18 protein-coding genes are annotated in these 20,247 nt (G+C 67.8%); 6 read left to right on the top strand and 12 right to left on the bottom strand.

Features of this window, described 5'->3' with window-relative positions; genetic code table 11:
* Positions 1–256: 256 nt before the first annotated feature.
* From tkt to pgl, 6 genes are all read left to right on the top strand, one after another.
* A complete protein-coding gene (gene tkt, locus LDO13_RS09125) occupies positions 257–2,374 on the top strand; it encodes a transketolase (protein WP_224049738.1) in 2,118 nt (705 codons plus the stop codon).
* 69 nt (positions 2,375–2,443) lie between these two features.
* On the top strand, positions 2,444–3,562 hold the full coding sequence (gene tal / locus LDO13_RS09120; protein ID WP_224046461.1) for a transaldolase: 1,119 nt from the start codon (positions 2,444–2,446) through the stop codon (positions 3,560–3,562).
* A gap of 5 nt (positions 3,563–3,567) precedes the next feature.
* Positions 3,568–5,202 carry a glucose-6-phosphate isomerase gene (locus LDO13_RS09115; protein WP_224046460.1) on the top strand — a complete coding sequence of 545 codons (1,635 nt, stop codon included), beginning with the start codon at positions 3,568–3,570 and terminating at the stop codon, positions 5,200–5,202.
* 15 nt (positions 5,203–5,217) lie between these two features.
* Positions 5,218–6,792 carry a glucose-6-phosphate dehydrogenase gene (gene zwf / locus LDO13_RS09110; protein ID WP_224046459.1) on the top strand — a complete coding sequence of 525 codons (1,575 nt, stop codon included), beginning with the start codon at positions 5,218–5,220 and terminating at the stop codon, positions 6,790–6,792.
* A complete protein-coding gene (locus LDO13_RS09105) occupies positions 6,789–7,730 on the top strand; it encodes a glucose-6-phosphate dehydrogenase assembly protein OpcA (RefSeq protein WP_224046458.1) in 942 nt (313 codons plus the stop codon). The genes zwf and LDO13_RS09105 overlap by 4 nt, the downstream gene beginning before the upstream one ends.
* Positions 7,720–8,526, top strand: coding sequence for a 6-phosphogluconolactonase (gene pgl, locus LDO13_RS09100; RefSeq protein ID WP_224046457.1), 807 nt, complete (start codon positions 7,720–7,722; stop codon positions 8,524–8,526). Before LDO13_RS09105 ends, pgl begins: the two co-directional genes overlap by 11 nt.
* A gap of 14 nt (positions 8,527–8,540) precedes the next feature.
* Here the strand turns inward: pgl and LDO13_RS09095 are convergent, their stop codons facing one another.
* From LDO13_RS09095 to LDO13_RS09040, 12 genes are all read right to left on the bottom strand, one after another.
* Positions 8,541–8,921, bottom strand: a complete 381-nt coding sequence (locus tag LDO13_RS09095) for an RNA polymerase-binding protein RbpA (protein WP_224046456.1) — start codon at positions 8,919–8,921, stop codon at positions 8,541–8,543.
* 116 nt (positions 8,922–9,037) lie between these two features.
* Positions 9,038–9,295 (bottom strand): preprotein translocase subunit SecG, encoded by a 258-nt coding sequence (gene secG / locus LDO13_RS09090; protein WP_056433976.1) that lies wholly within the window; start codon positions 9,293–9,295, stop codon positions 9,038–9,040.
* A 49-nt stretch (positions 9,296–9,344) separates the two neighbouring features.
* The gene (gene tpiA / locus LDO13_RS09085) at positions 9,345–10,160 is read right to left on the bottom strand and encodes a triose-phosphate isomerase (protein WP_224046455.1); all 816 of its coding nucleotides are present in this window, start codon (positions 10,158–10,160) and stop codon (positions 9,345–9,347) included.
* Positions 10,161–10,243: 83 nt separating this feature from the next.
* Positions 10,244–11,470: a phosphoglycerate kinase gene (locus tag LDO13_RS09080; protein WP_224046454.1), complete on the bottom strand. Its 1,227-nt coding sequence runs from the start codon at positions 11,468–11,470 to the stop codon at positions 10,244–10,246.
* A 10-nt stretch (positions 11,471–11,480) separates the two neighbouring features.
* Complete coding sequence (gap, locus tag LDO13_RS09075; RefSeq protein ID WP_224046453.1) at positions 11,481–12,491, bottom strand: type I glyceraldehyde-3-phosphate dehydrogenase; 1,011 nt, start codon at positions 12,489–12,491, stop codon at positions 11,481–11,483.
* Between the two features lie 289 nt (positions 12,492–12,780).
* Positions 12,781–13,404, bottom strand: coding sequence for a superoxide dismutase (locus tag LDO13_RS09070; protein ID WP_224046452.1), 624 nt, complete (start codon positions 13,402–13,404; stop codon positions 12,781–12,783).
* A 173-nt stretch (positions 13,405–13,577) separates the two neighbouring features.
* Positions 13,578–14,558 carry a DNA-binding protein WhiA gene (whiA, locus tag LDO13_RS09065; RefSeq protein ID WP_056433964.1) on the bottom strand — a complete coding sequence of 327 codons (981 nt, stop codon included), beginning with the start codon at positions 14,556–14,558 and terminating at the stop codon, positions 13,578–13,580.
* A gap of 10 nt (positions 14,559–14,568) precedes the next feature.
* The gene (yvcK, locus tag LDO13_RS09060; protein ID WP_224046451.1) at positions 14,569–15,588 is read right to left on the bottom strand and encodes a uridine diphosphate-N-acetylglucosamine-binding protein YvcK; all 1,020 of its coding nucleotides are present in this window, start codon (positions 15,586–15,588) and stop codon (positions 14,569–14,571) included.
* Entirely contained in the window at positions 15,588–16,511 is a 924-nt protein-coding gene (rapZ, locus tag LDO13_RS09055) for an RNase adapter RapZ (RefSeq protein ID WP_224046450.1), read from the bottom strand. Before rapZ ends, yvcK begins: the two co-directional genes overlap by 1 nt.
* A 123-nt stretch (positions 16,512–16,634) precedes the next feature.
* Positions 16,635–18,659 (bottom strand): excinuclease ABC subunit UvrC, encoded by a 2,025-nt coding sequence (gene uvrC / locus LDO13_RS09050; protein WP_224046449.1) that lies wholly within the window; start codon positions 18,657–18,659, stop codon positions 16,635–16,637.
* A gap of 46 nt (positions 18,660–18,705) precedes the next feature.
* Complete coding sequence (locus tag LDO13_RS09045; protein WP_224046448.1) at positions 18,706–19,374, bottom strand: lysophospholipid acyltransferase family protein; 669 nt, start codon at positions 19,372–19,374, stop codon at positions 18,706–18,708.
* On the bottom strand, positions 19,361–20,152 hold the full coding sequence (locus LDO13_RS09040) for an HAD hydrolase-like protein (RefSeq protein WP_224046447.1): 792 nt from the start codon (positions 20,150–20,152) through the stop codon (positions 19,361–19,363). Before LDO13_RS09040 ends, LDO13_RS09045 begins: the two co-directional genes overlap by 14 nt.
* Positions 20,153–20,247 lie beyond the last annotated feature (95 nt).

Here is a 20,247-nt window from a genome sequence, read left to right as displayed (position 1 = left end):
GATATACAGCGCCCGGCAGATGGAATGGGGCTAAGCTGTCAGCAGATCAGCGTGCACGGGCCGCAGCGACATCCGGCCGCCCTGGTGGCTGCAGCGTAATGCAGCTGTGCATGTGCACACGCGACTGAATGTTAGATCAACGTTTCGATGGTGAACGGCTGGTACGTACCGCAGCGGGCACCGAACTGTGCCCCGGACGGGACTGACCATACCACCCGCCGTCAGCACAGAGAGGGGCCCGGTTTTCGTGCCACATTTGGAAGAGCAAGAACTGTCATGGACCAGCTTGGACCAGCGTGCCGTGGACACCATCCGCGTCCTGGCCGCCGACGCCGTCGAGAAGGTCGGTAACGGCCACCCCGGCACCGCGATGAGCCTGGCTCCGGCCGCCTACCTTCTCTTCCAGAAGCTGATGCGGCACGATCCGAAGAACCCCGACTGGCTGGGACGCGACCGTTTCGTCCTCTCCCCCGGCCACACCTCCCTGACGCTGTACATCCAGCTCTTCCTCTCCGGCTACGGCCTGGAACTGAAGGACCTTGAGGCGCTGCGCACCTGGGGCTCGCTGACCCCGGGCCACCCCGAGTACAAGCACACCAAGGGCGTGGAAATCACCACCGGCCCGCTGGGCCAGGGCCTCGCATCCGCCGTCGGCTTTGCGTACTCCCAGCGCCGCCAGCGCGGACTGTTCGACGCCGACGCCGCCGAAGGCACCAGCCCGTTCGACCACACGGTCTGGGTCATCGCGTCCGACGGCGACCTCCAGGAGGGCGTCACGTCCGAAGCGTCCTCGCTCGCCGGGCACCAGGAGCTCGGCAACCTCGTGGTCATCTACGACGAGAACCACATCTCGATCGAGGACGACACCGACATCTCCTTCACCGAGGATGTCCTGAAGCGCTACGAAGCCTACGGCTGGCACGTCCAGCGCGTCGACTGGACCCGCACCGGGGAGTACAAGGAGGACGTGCAGGAACTGCACGCCGCCCTGCTGGCCGCCAAGGCCGAGACGGGCAAGCCCTCCATCGTCTCGCTGCGCACCATCATCGGCTACCCTGCCCCGAAGAAGCAGAACACCGGCAAGATCCACGGCTCCGCCCTCGGGTCCGAGGAAGTCGCCGCACTGAAGAAGGTCCTCGGTTTCGACCCGGAGCGTTCCTTCCAGGTCGACGACGACGTCCTGGCCCACGCCCGTGAGGCCGTGGACCGCGGCGCGGCAGCCCGGAGCGAATGGCAGGAAGCCTTCGAGGCCTGGCAGTCCGGCAACCCCGAGGCTGCCGCCCTGCTGGAGCGCGTCGAGGCCCGCAAGCTCCCGGCCGAACTCGACGCCGCCCTCCCGGTCTTCGAAGCCGGCAAGGACGTCTCCACCCGCGCCGCCTCCGGCAAGGTCCTGAACGCGATCGGCCCGGTCATGCCGGAACTGTGGGGCGGCTCGGCCGACCTCGCCGAGTCCAACAACACCACGATCGAGGGTTCGCCGTCGTTCATCCCGGTCTCCCGCTCCACGGATGCCTGGAAGGGCAACCCCTACGGCCGGGTGCTGCACTTCGGCATCCGCGAACACGCGGCCGCGTCGATCGTCAACGGCATCAGCCTGCACGGCCGCACCCGCGCCTTCTCCGGCACGTTCCTGATCTTCAGCGATTACCAGCGACCGGCGATCCGCCTCGGCGCCCTCATGGGTGTCCCGTCACTGTATGTCTGGACGCACGACTCGATCGGCCTCGGCGAAGACGGGCCCACCCACCAGCCGGTGGAGCAGCTCGCCTCACTCCGCGCCATCCCGGGCCTGGACGTCGTCCGCCCGGGCGACGCCAACGAGGTCGCCGCCGCCTGGAAGGTCATGCTCGAGAACCACGCGAACCCGGCCGGCATCGTCCTGACCCGCCAGAACATCCCCACGTATGCCCGCGGGGCCGGCGAGGCCGACGGCGACACGTTCGGCTCCACCGCCGGCGTCGCGAAGGGCGGCTACGTCCTGGCCGAAGCCTCTGCCGGTGGCAAGACCGCCGACGCCCAGGTCATCCTGATCGGCACCGGCTCCGAAGTCCAGCTGGCCGTGCACGCCCGTGAGGCGCTGCAGGCCGAAGGCATCCCCACCCGCGTTGTTTCCATGCCGTGCGTGGAGTGGTTCAACAAGCAGGACGCCGCCTACCGTGAAGCGGTGCTCCCGGCTGCAGTCAAGGCACGGGTATCCGTCGAAGCCGGGCTCTCCCTGGGCTGGAGGGAATTCGTCGGCGACGCCGGCCGTTCCGTCTCCCTCGAGCACTACGGCGCCTCGGCGGACTACAAGCGCCTGTTCCAGGAATTCGGCATCACCGCGGAGGCCGTCGCCGCCGCGGCCAAGGATTCCCTCGCCGGCCTCCCGGCCTGACCCAGACTTCCCATTTTCCGGGCCGCCGCCCCAACTGACGGCGGCGGCCCCAGACTCCAGGAGTTACCCATGACCACCACCCCCACGCAACTGCTCTCCGACGCCGGCGTCTCCATCTGGCTCGATGACCTCTCCCGCGGCCGCCTCGCCACCGGAACGCTCCGCAAGCTGATCGAAGAGAAGAACGTTGTCGGTGTCACCACGAACCCCAGCATCTTCCACGCCGCCATCACCACCGGCCACGACTACGACGCCATCATCGCCGCCCAGGCCGCGGCCGGCGCCACCGTGGAAGAGACCGTTTTCGAGATCACCACCACCGACGTGGCCGACGCCTGCGAGCTGTTCGCCCCCGTCGCCGCCGCCTCCAAGGGCGTTGACGGGCGCGTGTCCATCGAGGTTGACCCGCGCCTCGCCTGGGACACCGCCGGCACCATCGCCGAAGCCAAGCACCTGTACAAGAAGGTCGGCAAGGACAACGTCCACATCAAGATCCCGGCAACCCTGGAAGGCCTCGAGGCCATCACGGCCACCCTGGCCGAGGGCATCAGCGTCAACGTCACGCTGATCTTCTCGCTGGAACGCTACCGCGCCGTCATCAACGCCTTCCAGTCCGGACTGGAGCAGGCCAAGGACAACGGCCACGACCTCTCCAAGATCCACTCCGTGGCGTCCTTCTTCGTTTCCCGCGTGGACTCCGAGATCGACAAGCGCCTCGACGCGATCGGCACCGACGAGGCCCGCGGCCTCAAGGGCAAGGCAGGCGTAGCCAACGCCCGCCTCGCCTACCAGGTCTACGAGGAGCTGTTCTCCACCGAACGCTGGGCCCTCCTGGCCGACGCCGGGGCGCTCCCCCAGCGCCCGCTGTGGGCCTCCACCGGCGTCAAGGATCCGGCCTACCCGGACACCCTCTACGTCACGGAACTCGTCGCCCCCGGCGTCGTGAACACCATGCCGGAGAAGACCCTCGACGCCACGTTCGACCACGGCACCGTCACGGGCAACACGATCACCCGCGGCTATAACGATGCCAACGCCACGCTGAACGCCCTCGATGCCCTCGGCATCTCGTACAACGAGGTCGTCGCGGTGCTCGAGTCCGAAGGCCTCGACAAGTTCGTGGCAAGCTGGAAGGAACTGCTGGCCGACGTCGAGGGTGCCCTCGCCGCTGCACGGAAGGACGCATAGTCCCCATGACCACTCTCAGCTACGACGCCACAGGCGCCGCCCGCCTGGCCCACGAACAGCACCTGCCCGCCCTGCTGGAGGACAAGGTCGCCACGCGGATCTTCGCCAAGGACCCCACCCTGTGGGGCCCCGAGGCCGAGGCCGAGGCTTCCGTCCGGCTCGGCTGGGTCGAGGCGGCCACCGTCTCCCAGCCGCTCGTTGCCGACATCCTGGCACTCCGCGACGCCCTCCGCGCGGAGGGCGTCAGCCGGATTGTCCTCTGCGGCATGGGCGGATCATCGCTGGCCCCCGAGGTCATCGCCGGCACCGCCGGCGTCGAGCTGACAGTGCTGGACAGCACCGATCCGGAACAGGTTGCCGCCGCCCTCGCGGACCGGCTCGCCGAAACCGCGATCGTGGTGTCCTCCAAGTCCGGTTCCACCCTGGAAACGGACTCCCAGCGCCGGATCTTCGAGCACGCCTTCACCGAGGCGGGACTCGACGCGAAGAGCCGGATCATCATCGTCACCGATCCGGGCTCGCCGCTGGACAAGTCCGCCCGCGAGGCCGGCTACCGTGCCGTGTTCAACGCCGACCCCAACGTCGGCGGACGCTACTCGGCGCTCACCGCCTTCGGGATGGTGCCGTGCGGCCTGGCCGGCGTGGACATCCAGGCGTTCCTGGACGAAGCGGAGGAGGCGGCCGAGGTCCTCAACGAGGACGGCGAGGAAAACATCGGACTCGCCCTCGGCGCTGCGCTGGGCGGCACCAACCCGCTGCGCGACAAGATCGTCATCGCCGAGGACGGTTCCGGGATCAAGGGCTTCGCCGACTGGGCCGAACAGCTCATCGCCGAATCCACCGGCAAGCTCGGCACCGGCGTGCTGCCGGTTGTTGCCGGTCCCGCCTCGCCGGAGGCCGCTCTCGGCGCCGCCGACGTGCTGGTGATCCGCCTCGTCGCCGCGGACGCCGACGTCGAACTCGGCGAAAACGAGGTCGCCATCGCCGGCGGCCTGCCCACCCAGATGATGACGTGGGAGTTCGCCACCGCCGTTGCGGGACGCCTGCTGGGCATCAACCCCTACGACCAGCCCGATGTCGAGGCCGCCAAGGTGGCCGCCCGCGGACTGCTGGACGCACAGCCGGAGCCGACGCCGGCAGCCTTCACCGACGGAGCCATTGAGGTCCGCGGCGGGGACTGGCTCGGCGCCGCGGATACCGCCGCCGGGGCCGTCACCGCCCTGTTGGGCGAGCTCGGCCCGGACAGCTACTTGAGCGTCCAGGCCTACTTCGACCGGCTCGCCTACGCACCGTTGGAAGGCGTCCGGGACCAGCTGGCCGCCGTCAGCGGCCGTCCGGTGACCTTCGGCTGGGGACCGCGCTTCCTGCACTCCACCGGTCAGTTCCACAAGGGCGGACCCGCAGTCGGCGTTTTCCTGCAGGTGACGGCCGCGGCCGCCTCCGACCTGGCCATCCCGGACCGGCCCTTTAGCTTCGGCGAGCTGATCTCGGCCCAGGCCGCCGGCGATGCGCAGGTACTTTCCGACCACGGCCGCCCGGTCCTCCGCCTGCACCTCACGGACCGCGCAGCCGGCGTCCGCCAGCTGCAGGACCTCGTCGCCGCGCTGGCCCGCCAGGCAGTCCCCTCCACCGAAAGCTAAGGCACCAAAGCAACCATGCCAGAAAAACTCAACGGCGGCCTCACGTCCCCGACGCGTTCGGGAAGGTCTGGCCGCAACCCGCTCCGGGACCCGCGGGACCGTCGCCTGAACCGCATTGCGGGACCGTCATCCCTGGTCCTGTTCGGGGTCACGGGGGACCTCGCGCGCAAGAAACTCATGCCGGCCGTGTACGACCTGGCCAACCGCGGGCTGCTGCCGCCGAGCTTCGCGCTGGTGGGCTTCGCCCGGCGGAACTGGGAGAACGAGGACTTCGCGGCCGAGGTCAAGGAGGCCGTCAAGGCCTACGCCCGTACCCCCTTTGATGAAACGGTGTGGAAGCAGCTCTCCGAGGGCATCCGCTTCGTGCAGGGCGAGTTCGACGACGACGATGCCTTCAAGCGTCTCAGCGAAACCATCGACGAACTCGATGAGCAGCGGGGAACCCGTGGCAACCACGCGTTTTACCTCTCCATCCCGCCGAACGCGTTCGAGCTGGTCTGCCGGCAGCTGTCCAAGCATGGCCTGGCCCAGGCCGAGGGCGACAAGTGGCGGCGCGTGGTGATCGAAAAGCCGTTCGGCCACAACCTCGAGTCGGCGCGTCAGCTCAACGACATCGTCGAGTCGGTCTTCCCGCAGGACGCGGTGTTCCGGATCGACCACTACCTGGGCAAGGAGACAGTGCAGAACATCCTCGCACTGCGCTTCGCGAACCAGCTCTTCGAGCCGCTGTGGAACGCCAACTACGTGGACCACGTCCAGATCACCATGGCCGAGGACATCGGCACCGGCGGCCGGGCAGGGTATTACGACGGCGTCGGCGCGGCCCGCGACGTGATCCAGAACCACCTGCTCCAGCTCCTGGCGCTGACTGCGATGGAAGAACCGATTTCCTTCAACGCCGACGACCTGCGCGCCGAGAAGGAAAAGGTCCTCGCAGCCGTCCGGCTCCCGGACGACCTTTCCACGCACTCGGCCCGCGGGCAGTTCACAGGTGGCTGGCAGGGTGGCGAACAGGTGGTGGGCTACCTCGAGGAGGATGGCATCCCTGCCGACTCCAAGACTGAGACGTTCGCCGCGATCCGGGTGGACATCAACACCCGCCGCTGGTCCGGGGTGCCGTTCTACCTGCGCGCGGGCAAGCGGCTGGGCCGCCGGGTGACCGAAATCGCCGTCGTGCTCAAACGTGCCCCCAACCTGCTCTTCACCGACCACGGTGAGGACGACTTCGGCCAGAACGCCGTGGTGATCCGGGTCCAGCCCGACGAGGGCGCCACCATCCGCTTCGGGTCCAAGGTTCCCGGCACGCAGATGGAAGTCCGCGACGTCACCATGGACTTCGGCTACGGACACTCCTTCACGGAGTCCAGCCCCGAAGCCTACGAACGGCTCATCCTCGATGTGCTCCTCGGCGAACCGCCGCTGTTCCCCCGGCACGCGGAAGTGGAGCTGTCCTGGAAGATCCTGGACCCGTTCGAGGACTACTGGGCGTCCCTGGACGAGCAGCCCGAACCCTACGCGCCCGGAAGCTGGGGACCTGCCTCCGCTGACGAGTTGCTTGCCCGTGACGGACGAACCTGGAGAAGGCCATGATCGTAGATCTTCCCGATACCACCACCTCCAAGATTTCCAAGAAGATCATGGCGCTGCGCGAGCAGGGCGGCGTGATCGCCCTGGGCCGGGTGCTGACGCTCGTGGTCGTCACCAAGTCCGGTCTGGAGGAGGAGGCCATCGAGGCGGCCAACGAAGCCAGCCGTGAGCACCCCTGCCGGATCATCGTCCTCGCTGATGCCGGCGCCGCCGCCCCGACCCGGCTCGACGCGCAGATCCGGGTGGGCGGCGACGCCGGAGCCTCCGAGGTCATCCTGCTCCGCGGCTACGGCGAACTTGCGGAGGAGAGCGAATCGCTCGTCGCGGCCTTGTTGCTGCCGGACGCGCCCATCGTGGCCTGGTGGCCCCATGGCGCGCCGAAAAACGCCTGCGAGACCTCGATCGGGCGGATCGCGCACCGCCGGATCACGGACTCGGGCAACGAGAGCGATCCGCAGGGGGCGCTGGAGAACATCCGCCGCACCTACAAGGCCGGCGACACGGACCTTGCCTGGACCCGCCTGACCAACTGGCGGATCCAGCTGGCCGCGGCCCTGGACCAGGTGGACGGCTCGCCCGTCACGGCCGTCGCCGTCGAAGGCGCCTCGGACTCCCCCAGCACCATCCTGCTCGCAGCGTGGCTCACCCTCGCGCTGGACGCCCCGGTGACGATCGTCGCCGATCCCGCCGGAACCGGGATCCGGCGGGTGCGGCTCACCCGCACCGGCGGCGACATCCAGCTTTTCCGGCCCGGCCTCAACGTGGCCGAACTGACCCAGCCCGGCCAGCCCGCCCAGCGCATCTCGCTGCCCCGCCGGAGCCTGAAGGACTGCCTCGCCGAGGAGCTGCGCCGCCTCGATCCGGACGAAGTGTTCGGTGAAGTGATTACTATTGGACTGCCACGTACCAATCTAAGGAGTGTCCGTCCCAGTGAGCGCTGACCCCAGAGTAAGCATCCATCCCGACTCGACCGTCCTCATGGCTGCCATCGCGGCACGCCTGATCACCAAGCTGGTGGACATCCAGGACAAACACGGCGAGGCGACAGTGGTGCTTACCGGCGGCTCGATGGGGATCGGCTCCCTCAAAGCCGTGGCCGAGTCGCCTGCGGCACCCGCGGTCGACTGGTCCAAGGTCAACTTCTGGTGGGGTGACGAGCGCTTCGTTTCAGCCTCCGACCCTGAACGCAACGCCCGCCAGGCCCACGAGGCGCTGCTCGAGCGGATCTCCGCCGACCCGGCGCGGATCCACGTGCCCGGCTCGACCGAGGACTTCGACACTCCCGAGGAGGCGGCCGCGGACTACGCCCGCCGGCTCAGCGACGCCGCTGCCGCCGAACACGCCGCAGATATGTCGGATGACCGCCCGGAGCGCCCGTCCGCGCTCCCCCGCTTCGACATCGTCCTGCTCGGTGTGGGACCGGACGCGCACGTCGCGTCCCTCTTCCCGGAGCAGGCGGGCATCCGCGAGAAAGAACTGACAGTGGTGGGTGTCCGCAACTCGCCCAAACCGCCGCCGCTGCGGGTTTCCCTCACTCTGCCTGCCATCAACACGGCGGCAGAGATCTGGATGGTGGTGGCCGGCGAGGACAAGGCGGGCGCCGTGGGCCTGGCCCTCGCGGGCGCGAACCCTGTGCAGGTGCCGGCTGCGGGCCCGCGGGGACGGAACGAAACGCTCTGGCTGATCGACGAAAACGCCGCCTCCCGGGTGCCGGAACAGCTGGTTCGGAAGGGCTGAGCTACCCCTCCGCGCTACTCCTCCGGGAGGCCGCGGCGGGCACGCAGTCTTTCGAGCGCTCCAGCCAGCACGTCTTCGGCGTCCTGGCTGGAGCGCCGCTCTTTAACGTATTCCAGATGGCTCTTGAAGCCTTCCACCGGAATTTCCTCGAGCGCGAACTGCGCCTCGTCCCGCGTGGCCGTCCCGCCGCAGCGGCGGCAGTCCCAAACCCCGGGGATCTGTTCGTCGGGCAGCTGGGCGAACACCAGCGGAGTCTCGTGGCCTTTGGCGCACTGGTAGGTGATGCGGATACGGGGCGTGCGGACAGCAGCCCCGTCGAGAGGTTCATGGCGGGGCGCGGCCCCTTCGGTGGCTCCTACACGGATGCCCCGGAATCCGGAGGCGGAATGCAGCATCGGGAACTCCTGGCTACTTGGCGGACGGAATGCGCGTGCAATCAGCCACAGTGTAGTTCGGAGTTCCCGATGCGGGGAGGGCCACAGGACCCCTATGAAGTTTTCGGGAAGAGGTGCTAGGAGTCTCCGCCGCCGCTGAACCGCATGATCAGGCCGAGGCCGATGATCACCAGTCCCCAGGTGACGCCGAGGATGATCGTGAAGCGGTTCAGGTTCCGCTCGGCCACGCCGGAGGAGCTGAGTCCGGAGCTCATCCCGCCGCCGAACATGTCGGACAGGCCGCCGCCACGGCCCTTGTGGAGCAGGATGAGCAAGGTCAGCAGGAGGCTGGTGATACCCAGGAGGACCTGCAGAATGACATGAAGAACGTCCACGACGGCCTTTCAGAAGATTTGGATTACGGGGGCCACAACAGTGTCCGGACTAATCCGTCAGCAGGTGACTCTCGAACCTGACAATATTAGCAAACTCGGCGGCGTCAAGGCTGGCACCACCGACAAGCAATCCGTCCACGTCGCGTTCCTTCAGGATCGACGCGGCGTTATTGGCCTTGACTGAACCGCCGTAGAGGAGGCGGGTCTTGCCGGCGACGTCGGCGCCGAAGAGCGTTGCGAGCTCGGCCCGGATGGCAGCGCACATTTCCTGGGCGTCCTCGGGGCCCGCGACTTCGCCGGTCCCGATGGCCCACACCGGCTCGTAGGCGACGACGAGTTCGGCCGCCTGCTCCGGGGTGAGGCCCTCGACGCCGGCGCGCAGCTGTGCGAGCGTGTGGTCCACGTGGGTTCCGGCCTGGCGGATCTCCAGGCCCTCGCCGACGCAGAGCACGGGTGTGATGCCGTGCCGGAATGCCGCCTTGGTCTTGGCGTTGAGCACCTCATCGGACTCGTGGTGGATAGTGCGGCGTTCGCTGTGGCCGACCAGCACGTAGCTGCAGCCGAGCTTGGCGAGGAACTGCCCGGAGATGTCCCCCGTGTAGGCGCCGGAGTCGAACTGGGAGAGATCCTGGCCGCCGTAGACGACCTTGAGTTCATCGCCCTGGACGAGGGTCTGGACGCCTCGGAGACTTGTGAACGGCGGGAAGACGGCGACTTCCGCCCGGCTGTAGTCGTGCTTGGCGTCGGACAGGGTCCAGGCCAGTTTCTGCAGGAGGGTGATGCCCTGGACATGGTCCATGTTCATCTTCCAGTTGCCCGCGATGAAGGGCGTGCGGTCGAATTTGCCGTTGGTTGACGTAGTCACGTGATCTCCAAGAAGTTCGTAGCAGTGGAACAGCCGGCAGGGCGCCCCGTCCTGGGGCCGGGCGCCCTGCCGGCTGGAGGTTTCTAGCGGTCCAGGACGCTCAGGCCGGGGAGTTCCTTGCCTTCAAGGTACTCGAGGCTGGCGCCGCCGCCGGTGGAAATGTGCCCGAACTGGTCGTCGGCGAAGCCGAGGGTCCGGACCGCCGCGGCGGAGTCGCCGCCACCGACAACGGTGAAGGCTCCGGTTTCCGTCAGCGCCTGGGCGATGGCCCGGGTCCCGCCGGCGAAAGCCGGGAACTCAAACACGCCCATGGGACCGTTCCAGAACACCGTCCTGGCCCCCTTGATCCGCTCCGCGAAGGCGGCGGCCGACTCCGGGCCGATGTCCAGCCCGATACCCTGGGCGCCGAAGCTGCTGTCTTCAATGGCTTCAGCCCGCACCGTTTCGTGGTCGGCGTCGGCGGCGAATTTGCTGGCCACCACGACGTCGGTGGGCACCACGAATTCGGTTCCGGCGTCCGCTGCGCGCTTGAGGTAGTCCTGCACGACAGGGATCTGGTCCTCTTCCAGCAGGCTGCCGGCCACCTTGTGGCCCGCGGCTGCGAGGAAGGTGAACAGCATGCCCCCGCCGACCAGGATGGTGTCCGCCTTGCCGATGAGGTTGTCGATCACGGCGAGCTTGTCGGAGACCTTGGAGCCGCCGAGCACCACGACGTAGGGGCGCTGCGTGTCGGTGGTGAGCTTGCGCAGCACCTCGACCTCGGTGCGGACCAGGTCGCCCTGGTACGACGGCAGCCGGGTGGCGACGTCGTACACGCTGGCGTGCTTGCGGTGGACGGCGCCGAAGGCGTCATCCACGAAAGCACCGCTGTCGCCGGTCAGGGACACCAGTTCGTCCGCGAACGCGCCGCGCTCGGCGTCGTCCTTCGACGTCTCCCGGGCGTCGAAGCGCACGTTCTCGAGGACGAGTGCTTCGCCGTCCTGCAGGGCGGCGGCGGACGCCGCCGCGGCGCCGCCGACGGTGTCTTCGGCGAGGGAGACCTTGAAGGGGGCCAGCTCGGCCAGCCGTGCGACGGCGGGCTTGAGCGAGTACTTGTCCTCGGGGGCGCCCTTGGGGCGGCCCAGGTGTGCTGTGACCAGCACGCGGGCACCGGCGTCCGTGAGCTTCGCCAGCACTGGCAGGGAGGCCTTGATGCGGCCGTCGTCAGTCACTGTAGAGCCGTCGAGCGGCACGTTCAGGTCACTTCTGACCAGAACGTACCGCCCGCGGACACCATCAGCGATCAGTTCGTTGAGGGTGTGGAATGTCATGAGTCTTACCCTAGCCCAGCTTGGCTGCGACGAGCTCCGTGAGGTCCACGAGGCGGTTGGAGTAGCCCCATTCGTTGTCATACCAGGAAACAACCTTGACCTGGTTGCCGATTACCTTGGTCAGGCCGGAGTCGAAGATGGACGACGCCGGGTCCCCGACGATGTCCGAGGAGACGATCGGCTCGTCGGTGTAGGTCAGCAGGCCCCTGAGCTCGTCGGTCTCGGAGGCGGCCTTGAGGGCCGCGTTGACTTCCTCGACGGTGGTCTCGCGGGAGACGGTGACGGTGAGGTCGGTTGCGGAGCCGGTGGGGACGGGAACGCGGATGGCGTATCCGTCGAGCTTGCCCTTGAGCTCCGGCAGGACCAGGCCGATGGCCTTGGCTGCACCCGTGGAGGTGGGGACCATGTTGATGGCGGCGGCGCGGGCACGGCGGAGGTCCTTGTGCGGGCCGTCCTGCAGGTTCTGGTCGGCGGTGTAGGCGTGGATCGTGGTCATCAGGCCGCGCTCGATGCCGAAGACGTCGTTGACCACCTTGGCCAGCGGGCCGAGGCAGTTGGTGGTGCAGGAGGCGTTGGAGATGATGTGGTGCGCGGCGGGGTCGTAGAGACCGTCGTTGACGCCCATCACGATCGTGATGTCCTCGTCCGAGGCGGGGGCGGAAATCAGGACCTTCTTGGCACCGGCATCGATGTGCTTCTGCGCGTCGGCGGCCTTGGTGAAGAAGCCGGTGGATTCGATGACGATATCGACGCCGAGCTCGCCCCACGGCAGCTTGGCCGGATCGCGCTCGGCCAGGACCTTGACGATGTTGCCGTCGACGATGATGTTGCCGTCCTTGACCTCGATCGTCTCCTGCAGGCGTCCGCCCACGGAGTCGTACTTGAAGAGGTGTGCAAGGGCTTCCGGGCTGGTGAGGTCGTTCACTGCGACGATCTCGAGGTCTGCCCCCTGGGCAAGTGCGGCGCGGAAGTAGTTGCGGCCAATACGGCCGAAGCCGTTAATTCCAATACGGGTGGTCACTTTTTCAGTCTCCTTGGTGCTTCTTCAAGCACGATTAGTTGAGAAGGCGCTCAAGCCAACTAACAGATCCCGCACGCCATTGGGCAGAGATGATTTACAGATCGGAGGGCGAACAGCCACATTGCTGAAGGCTAACCGCCTTCCGTGACCTATCTTACGTTTAACTTGGTCTGCCCCCGCAAGTGCGGGGGCAGACCGTCCACTATTCGAGCCTCGCGGCGGCAAATGTGAGCTTTGTTACGTTCAGGTGAACGGCAGTGCAAGTGCAGCGCCGCCGCCCGGCACCGTCCTAGAGCGTGATGAGGCCGGTGGCGTTCTTGCGGGCTGCGTCGAAACGCTTGGCGACGTCGGCCCAGTTCACGATGTTCCAGAAGGCCTTGACGTAGTCGGCCTTGACGTTGACGTAGTCCAGATAGAAGGCGTGCTCCCACATGTCCAGCATCAGCAGCGGGGTGGTGCCGACGGCCACGTTGCCCTGCTGATCGTAAAGCTGCTCGATCACGAGGTTGCCGCCGATCGGCTCGTAGGCCAGGAATGCCCAGCCGGAACCCTGCAGGCCCATGGCCGCCGCGGTGAAGTGGGCCCGGAACGCGTCGAAGGAGCCAAACGCGTCGTCGATTGCCGCGGCCAGCTCGCCCTCGGGCTTGTCGCCGCCGTCCGGGGAGAGGTTGTTCCAGAACACCGAGTGGTTGATGTGGCCGCCGGTGTGGAACGCGAGGTCCTTGGAGAGGCGGTTGATGTTGGCGAAATCGCCCTTGTCGCGTGCTTCGGCCAGCTGGGCGAGGGCGTTGTTGGCGCCCGCCACGTAGGCGGCGTGGTGCTTGCTGTGGTGCAGCTCCATGATCCGCGCGGAAATGTGGGGTTCCAGCGCTGCGTAGTCATAGCTGAGTTCAGGCAGTACGTACTCGGTCACAAAATCCTCCAATGTCGTGGACTGATTGTCCGTTTTGGTAACTCTCGGATTGTGCATCCGGATGTTGTGGCACCCGGAAGTCTCTGGATCGGAATCCAGTGGGCATAGCCTCCGGTCCCCCTGAGGTATTCCCGCCGGCCCGTTCCGATTCTGCTGGTGTTTTTCGGCAGAGGCTACTCGTCCAGCATTTCGGGTGTCACATTTGCCTCCGTGCCGGGAATCCCGAGGTCTTGGGCGCGTTTGTCCGCCATGGCCAGCAGGCGGCGGATCCGCCCTGCGATGGCGTCCTTGGTCATGATCGGGTCGGCGAGGCGGCCGAGCTCGTCCAGGCTGGCCTGCTTATGCGCGACGCGCAGCTCCCCGGCGTACTTCAGGTGGTCGGGGACGTCGTCGCCGAGGATCTCCAGGGCGCGGTCCACGCGGGCGCCGGCGGCGACTGCGGCCTGTGCAGAACGCCGCAGGTTGGCATCGTCGAAGTTGGCCAGCCGGTTCGCGGTGGCCCGGACCTCCTTGCGCATCCGGCGTTCCTCCCACACCATCAGCGCGTCGTGGGCGCCCATGCGGGTCAGCAGGGCGGCGATGGTGTCGCCGTCGCGGATGACCACCCGGTCCACTCCCCTGACCTCGCGGGCCTTAGCCTGGATGCCCAGCCGGCGGGCCGCGCCGACGAGCGCAAGGGCGGATTCAGGGCCGGGGCAGGTGACCTCCATCGCGGAGGACCGGCCGGGCTCCGTGAGGGAACCGTGGGCCAGGAAGGCGCCGCGCCAGACGGCCTCGGCGTCGGCGGCGGATCCGTTCACCACTACCGACGGCAGGCCGCGGACAGGCCGGCCGCGGGCGTCCAGCAGACCCGTCTGGCGGGCGAGGGCCTCGCCGTCGCGCACCACCCGGACGACGTAGCGGCTGCCGCGGCGCAGGCCGCCGCCGGACACGACGATGATTTCACTCTGGTGCCCGTAGACCTCCGCGATGGCGGCGCGCAGCCGCCGTGCGGTCGAGGCGAGGTCGACTTCGGCCTCGATCACGATCCGGCCGGAGATGATGTGCAGTCCCCCGGCGAAGCGAAGCATGGCGGACACTTCAGCCTTGCGGACCGAGGACTTCTTGATGTCCAGCCGGGAAAGTTCTTCCTTGACTGATGCTGTCAGTGCCATGGCACCTTTCCTACCTGTTCCCGAAAATGTCGTGGTACGCCGTTGCCAGACGCAGCGGGTCGTGGATCGGCCGGCGGCTCGACGCCCCCACTTTACCCAACACAACCTCGGCACCGAGCATCCCGGCCGCCTGCTCGAAGTCGGCGAGGTCCGTCACGGACGCCGGATCGGCCAGGACGACGTCGATCGTGAAGTCCGGCGCGTACTCCCGGAGCACCCGCAGGTGGTCCGCGGCGGACATCCCGAGGGTTTCCTTGGTGTCCGTCGCGAGGTTCATGGTGAGGCAGCGCCGGGCGGCCGTGTTGCAGAGCGCCTCTCGCATTTCCGGCAACAGCAGGTGCGGGAGCACGGAGGTGTACCAGGATCCCGGGCCGAGGATGACCCAGTCGGCCAGCTCAATGGCGGTGAGCGCCTCGATGCACGCCGGCGCGTCCGTCGGCAGCAGCCGCACGCTTTCCAGCGAGCCGGCCACAGCGCACTTGGCCTGCCCGGTGAGGGTCTGCAGCACCGAGGTGCCGTCGGGGGCCGTGACGCGGACCTGGCCCTCGATGGTCAGCGGGACGCTGGACATCGGCAGGACCTCGCCGCGGGCACCGAGCAACGCCCCTGCCCATTTGAGGCCGGCGACGGTATCGCCCAGGAGCTCCCAGAGCGTCACGATCAGCAGGTTGCCCATGGCGTGTTCGTCGAGGGACCCTCCGCGGCCCTTGCCGGGCGCGAAGCGGTGCTGCATAACATCGCGCCAGGTACGCCCCCAGTCCGTGTCGTCACAGAGCGCGGAGAGCGCCATCCGGAGGTCGCCGGGCGGCAGCACCCCGTACTCCTCCCGCAGCCGTCCCGAGGAACCGCCGTCGTCCGCCACGGTGACGATGGCGGTCAGCTCGGACGTGAGCAGGCGCAGCGCGGACAGCGAGGCTGAGAGGCCGTGGCCGCCGCCGAGCGCGACGACAGAGGGGCCCTTGTCCTGCTGGCTGGCGAAGGCTGCGCTGGCCGGAGGGACGAGCGGCAGCGGCCCGGTAAGCAGCGCCATTACTCGCGGCCCAGGTCCCGGTGCGTGGTGGTCACGGTGACGCGCGGGTATTGCGCGAGCCTGCGGGACAGTTCGACGGCGACGGCAACGGAGCGGTGCTTGCCGCCGGTGCAGCCGACGGCGATAGTGGCGTAGTGCTTGTTCTCCCGCCGGTAGCCGTCCAGGACCGGTTCGAGGGCCAGCACGTAGCGCCCCACGAAGTCGCTGACGCCCTGCGCTTCCAGCACGTAGTCACTGACGTCCTTGTCCAGCCCGGTGTGCGGGCGGAGCGCGGGGACCCAGTGCGGGTTGGGGATGAACCGGGCGTCGGCGACGAAGTTCGCATCGACCGGGAGCCCGTACTTGAAACCGAAGCTCATCACGTTGAGGCGGAGGGCCACGGGACCGGTCTCGCTGAACAGTTCCGTGATGGCGGTGGCGAGGCCGTGGACGTTCAGCGCCGAGGTGTCCAGAACGATGTCGGCGGAGGTGCGGAGCTCCTGCAGCAGTTCGCGTTCGGCGGCGATGCCGTCAAGGATCCTGCCGCCAGCCTGCAGCGGGTGGGGGCGCCGGCCCTGCTCGAAACGCCGGACCAGGACGCCGTCGTCCGCGTCGAGGAACAACACCCGGAAGCCGACGCCGCTCGTTTCAAGATTGCGGAGGGCGGCGCGGATGTCCGCGAACAGCTCCTTGCTGCGCACGTCCATCACGACGGCGAGCTTGGAGATGGAGCCGGGCGCGTGCGACACGATTTCCGCGAGCGTGCCGAGCATCTGCGGGGGGAGGTTTTCCACGACATACCAGCCGTGGTCCTCCAGGGCGTCCGCCGCGGTGCTCCGGCCGGCTCCCGACATGCCCGTCACTACGAGCAGTTCCGCCTCAACGGGTTTGACCGGCGTCATGCCGTCCGATTCCGTCCCGGATCCTGCCGTCGACTCTGCCATCAGTGAAGCCCCGTTCTGCTGTGCTGTTGTGCGCTATGACCGCCGGGTGGCGGCCGCACTGCGAAAAGTCGCCGCGCGTGCCGTTTCCCAAGTCCTTACCCTAGCTAAGTTTGCCGGTCCCAGCTAAGTCTCGAGGATTTCCCCGGTGGTCATGTTGATCGCGGGCACGGCGGCGGCGCCGTCGTCGTCGGTGAAGTGCCGGACGATCGCGGCGGCGAGGGACGGACCGATCCCCTTGGCGCCGGTGAGTTCCTCGACGCTGGCTGTCCTGATGCTCTTGACCGAGCCGAACTGGGCGAGGAGGGCCTTGCGCTTGGATTCGCCCAGGCCGGGCACACCATCCAGCGCGGAGACGGTCATCGCCTTGCCGCGCTTCTGCCGGTGGAAGGAAATCGCGAAGCGGTGGGCCTCGTCGCGGATGCGCTGGAGCAGGTACAGTCCGGCCGAGGCACGCGGCAGGATCACCGGGAAATCGCTGTCCGGGAGCCAGACTTCCTCAAGGCGCTTGGCGAGCCCGACGACGTAGACGTCGTCGATGCCCAGTTCGGCCAGGGCGCGGGCGGCCGCGTTGACCTGCGGCTTGCCGCCGTCGACCACCACGAGGTTGGGCGGGTAGGCGAACTTGCTCCGCGGCGCCGGGGTGGTGGTGTCCGCGACGGTGGACGGAGCGCCTGCCACCGCCGCGTCCGCGGTGGCGTTGAGCATGGCCTGATGGCCTGGCTGGCGCGCGGCGTCGGCCTGGACCGCCTGCTCCTGCAGGTAGTTCCGGAACCGCCGGGTCAGCACGTCATGCATCGCGGCCGTGTCGTCGTTCGCGGCGGCGCCGGTGACAGAGAACTTCCGGTAATCGGACTTCTTCGGCAGGCCGTCCTCGACCACCACCATGGAGCCGACCACGTTGGTGCCCTGCACATGCGAGATGTCGAAGCATTCGATCCGGAGCAGCGCGACCGGCAGTTCGAGGGCCTCCTGCAGCTCCTGGAGCGCCTGGGACCGCATGGTCAGATCGCCGGCGCGCCGGGACTTGTGGAGTTTGAGGGCATGCTCGGCATTGTCCCGGACGGTGGACAGCAGGGCGGCCTTGTCGCCGCGCTGCGGCACCCGGATGTCCACCCGGGCTCCGCGCAGCCCGCCGAGCCACAGCGCCAGCTCGGCGGCGTTGCTGGGCTCCACCGGGACGAGGACCTCTCGCGGCAGCCTGCCCTCCAGCCCGGCTTCCTCGCCATAGACCTGCTGGAGCAGGTGCTCGACGAGGTCCGGGGTGGTGGAGTCCTCGACCTTCTCGACGACCCAGCCGCGCTGGCCGCGGATCCGGCCGCCGCGGACGTGGAAGACCTGCACGGCGGCTTCGAGTTCATCCTCATGCAGGGCGAAGACGTCCGCGTCGGTTCCCTCGGCCAGGACCACGGCATTGCGTTCGAAAACCTTCTTGAGCGCGACGATGTCATCACGGATCCGCGCCGCCCGCTCATAGTCCAGTTCCGCGACGGCCGCGGCCATGTCCTTCTCCAGCCGGGTGACGAAGGGCTTGGCCTCACCGCCCATGAAGGTGCAGAAGTCCTCGGCCAGGGCACGGTGGTCCGCGGCCGAGATGCGGCCGACACACGGCGCCGCGCACTTGTCGATGTACCCGAGCAGGCATGGCCTGCCGCTGGCTTCGGCCCGCTTCAGGACACCGGGGCTGCAGCTGCGGACCGGGAAAACACGCAGCAGGGTGTCCATGGTGTCCCGGATCGCCCCGGCCGTGTACGGGCCAAAGTAGCGGGTGCCCTTGCGCCGCTCACCGCGCAGGACCTGGACCCGGGGGTACTTCTCCCCCATCGAGACGGCGAGGTACGGGTAGCTCTTGTCATCCCGGAACATCACGTTGAAACGGGGCTTGAATTCCTTGATCCAGGTGTATTCAAGCTGCAGCGACTCGAGCTCGCTGCCGACAACCGTCCACTCGACGCTGCTGGCCGTGTGCACCATGGCATACGTTTTGGGGAGCAGCCCCGCCGGATTGGCGAAGTAGGAATTCAGCCGCGAGCGGAGGTTCTTGGCCTTGCCGACGTAGATGACCCGTCCGTGCGGGTCGCGGAAGCGGTACACGCCCGGATTGGTCGGAATTTCACCCGTCTGGGGTCGGTAACTCGCTGGATCTGCCACAGTTCAAGTCTACTGAGGACTCCGCCGTGCCTCGCACCGCGGGGCGTTAGTCGGTGGCTTTGCTCTGGTTGTAGCTCGTGGAGCGTTCCTGGCCGCTGAGTTCGGCGATGGCGTCCATGATGCGGTCGGTGGCCTGGCGGCGCGCGGGCAGGGAATGGTCCGGCCCGGTCTTGTCGAAGTACAGCGGTTCACCGACCTTCATGGTGAAGTGCTGCGGCTTGACCGATTTGCTGTCCGCGGGCTGCAGGTTCTCGGTGCCGATCAGCCCGACCGGGATCACGGGGGCGCCCGTAGTCAGGGCCAGCCAGCCCACGCCGGTGCGGCCGCGGTAGAGGATGCCGTCCCGGGAGCGGGTGCCCTCAGGATAGATGCCGACGCCCTTGCCGGAGTCGAGGATTTCCAGCAGGGTTTTGAGCGCCTGGACGCTGGCGGCCTGTTCGCCGCGTTCCACCGGGATGGATCCGACCGCCTCGAAGAAGGACTTCATGACCTTGCCTTTGACGCCGCCGGTGGTGAAATATTCCGCTTTGGCGAAGAAGGCGACGGGGCGGGGCATCAGCGCCTGGACGATCACGCTGTCCAGGAAGGACAGGTGGTTGGGTGCCACGATGAACGGGCCCTCCTTGGGCACGTTGTCAAGTCCGACGACCGTGGGCCGGCAGGTGGAGCTGACAAGGCCCCGTGTGGTCCAGCGGATTGCGTCAAACATTGCCATCGGTGTGCACCTCGTCTTGGGCTTCGGTCGTCGGGTCCGGGGTCATTGCGTTGGGATTCACTGGGCTGCCGGCCACTGGATGGGAGTGTTCGGCGTCCCTCCGGGCAATGGTCTCGTGCAGGGCCCTGCTGCTGTGGACGATCTCCACGGCTCCGGCCGTGTCCAGTTCACCGTCCGGAGCAAAACCCCAGCCTACGCCGATGCAGTCGAGTCCGTTGGCAGCGGCTCCGGCCACGTCCTGCGCCCGGTCCCCCACCATCACGGCATGCTGCGTGTCCAGGCCGTGTTGCGTCGCGAGGTCCGTGAGGGCGGCCGCCACGATTTCGGCCTTCCCCGAGGACACTCCTGCCGCTGCGGCCTCGTCGGCGGCCGAGCCGCGGATGGTATGGAACAGGTCGGCGATGCCGTGGTGCTCGAGGACTGTCCTGGCAATGCCTTCGGGCTTCTGGGTGGCCACGGCGATGGGACGGCCGGCCTGCACGAAGGATTCCAGCAGGGCCCGGATTCCCGGGTAGAGCCTGCTTTGGGCGATGCCCGTGGCAAGGTAGTTCGCGCGGTAGATCCGGATGGCGTCGTCGAGCTGGTCGGCGGGGACCCCGGCGATCTCCGTGAGGGAATGGCTGAGTTTCGGGCCGATCATGGCATTCATCCGGGCTTTGCCGGGAACGCCGAGTCCGAGCTCCGTGAGGGCCGCTGCGATTCCGTCCGTAATTCCCTGCGCCGGATCGACAAGAGTGCCGTCCAGGTCAAAGATCACGGGCACTGTTGTTTGGGTCACCGGCCTAGTTTCTCACGAGTGGACGGATGCCAGAAACTCGCATGCCTCAACGGGAATATACCGCCGTCGGCGACGCCGATGCATCCGCGGCTGGT

Source organism: Arthrobacter sp. NicSoilB4, assembly GCF_019977335.1.
Classification (GTDB): domain Bacteria; phylum Actinomycetota; class Actinomycetes; order Actinomycetales; family Micrococcaceae; genus Arthrobacter.
The sequence above is the reverse complement of the archived record's forward strand: the minus strand, read 5'-3'. Positions and strand labels throughout refer to the sequence as shown.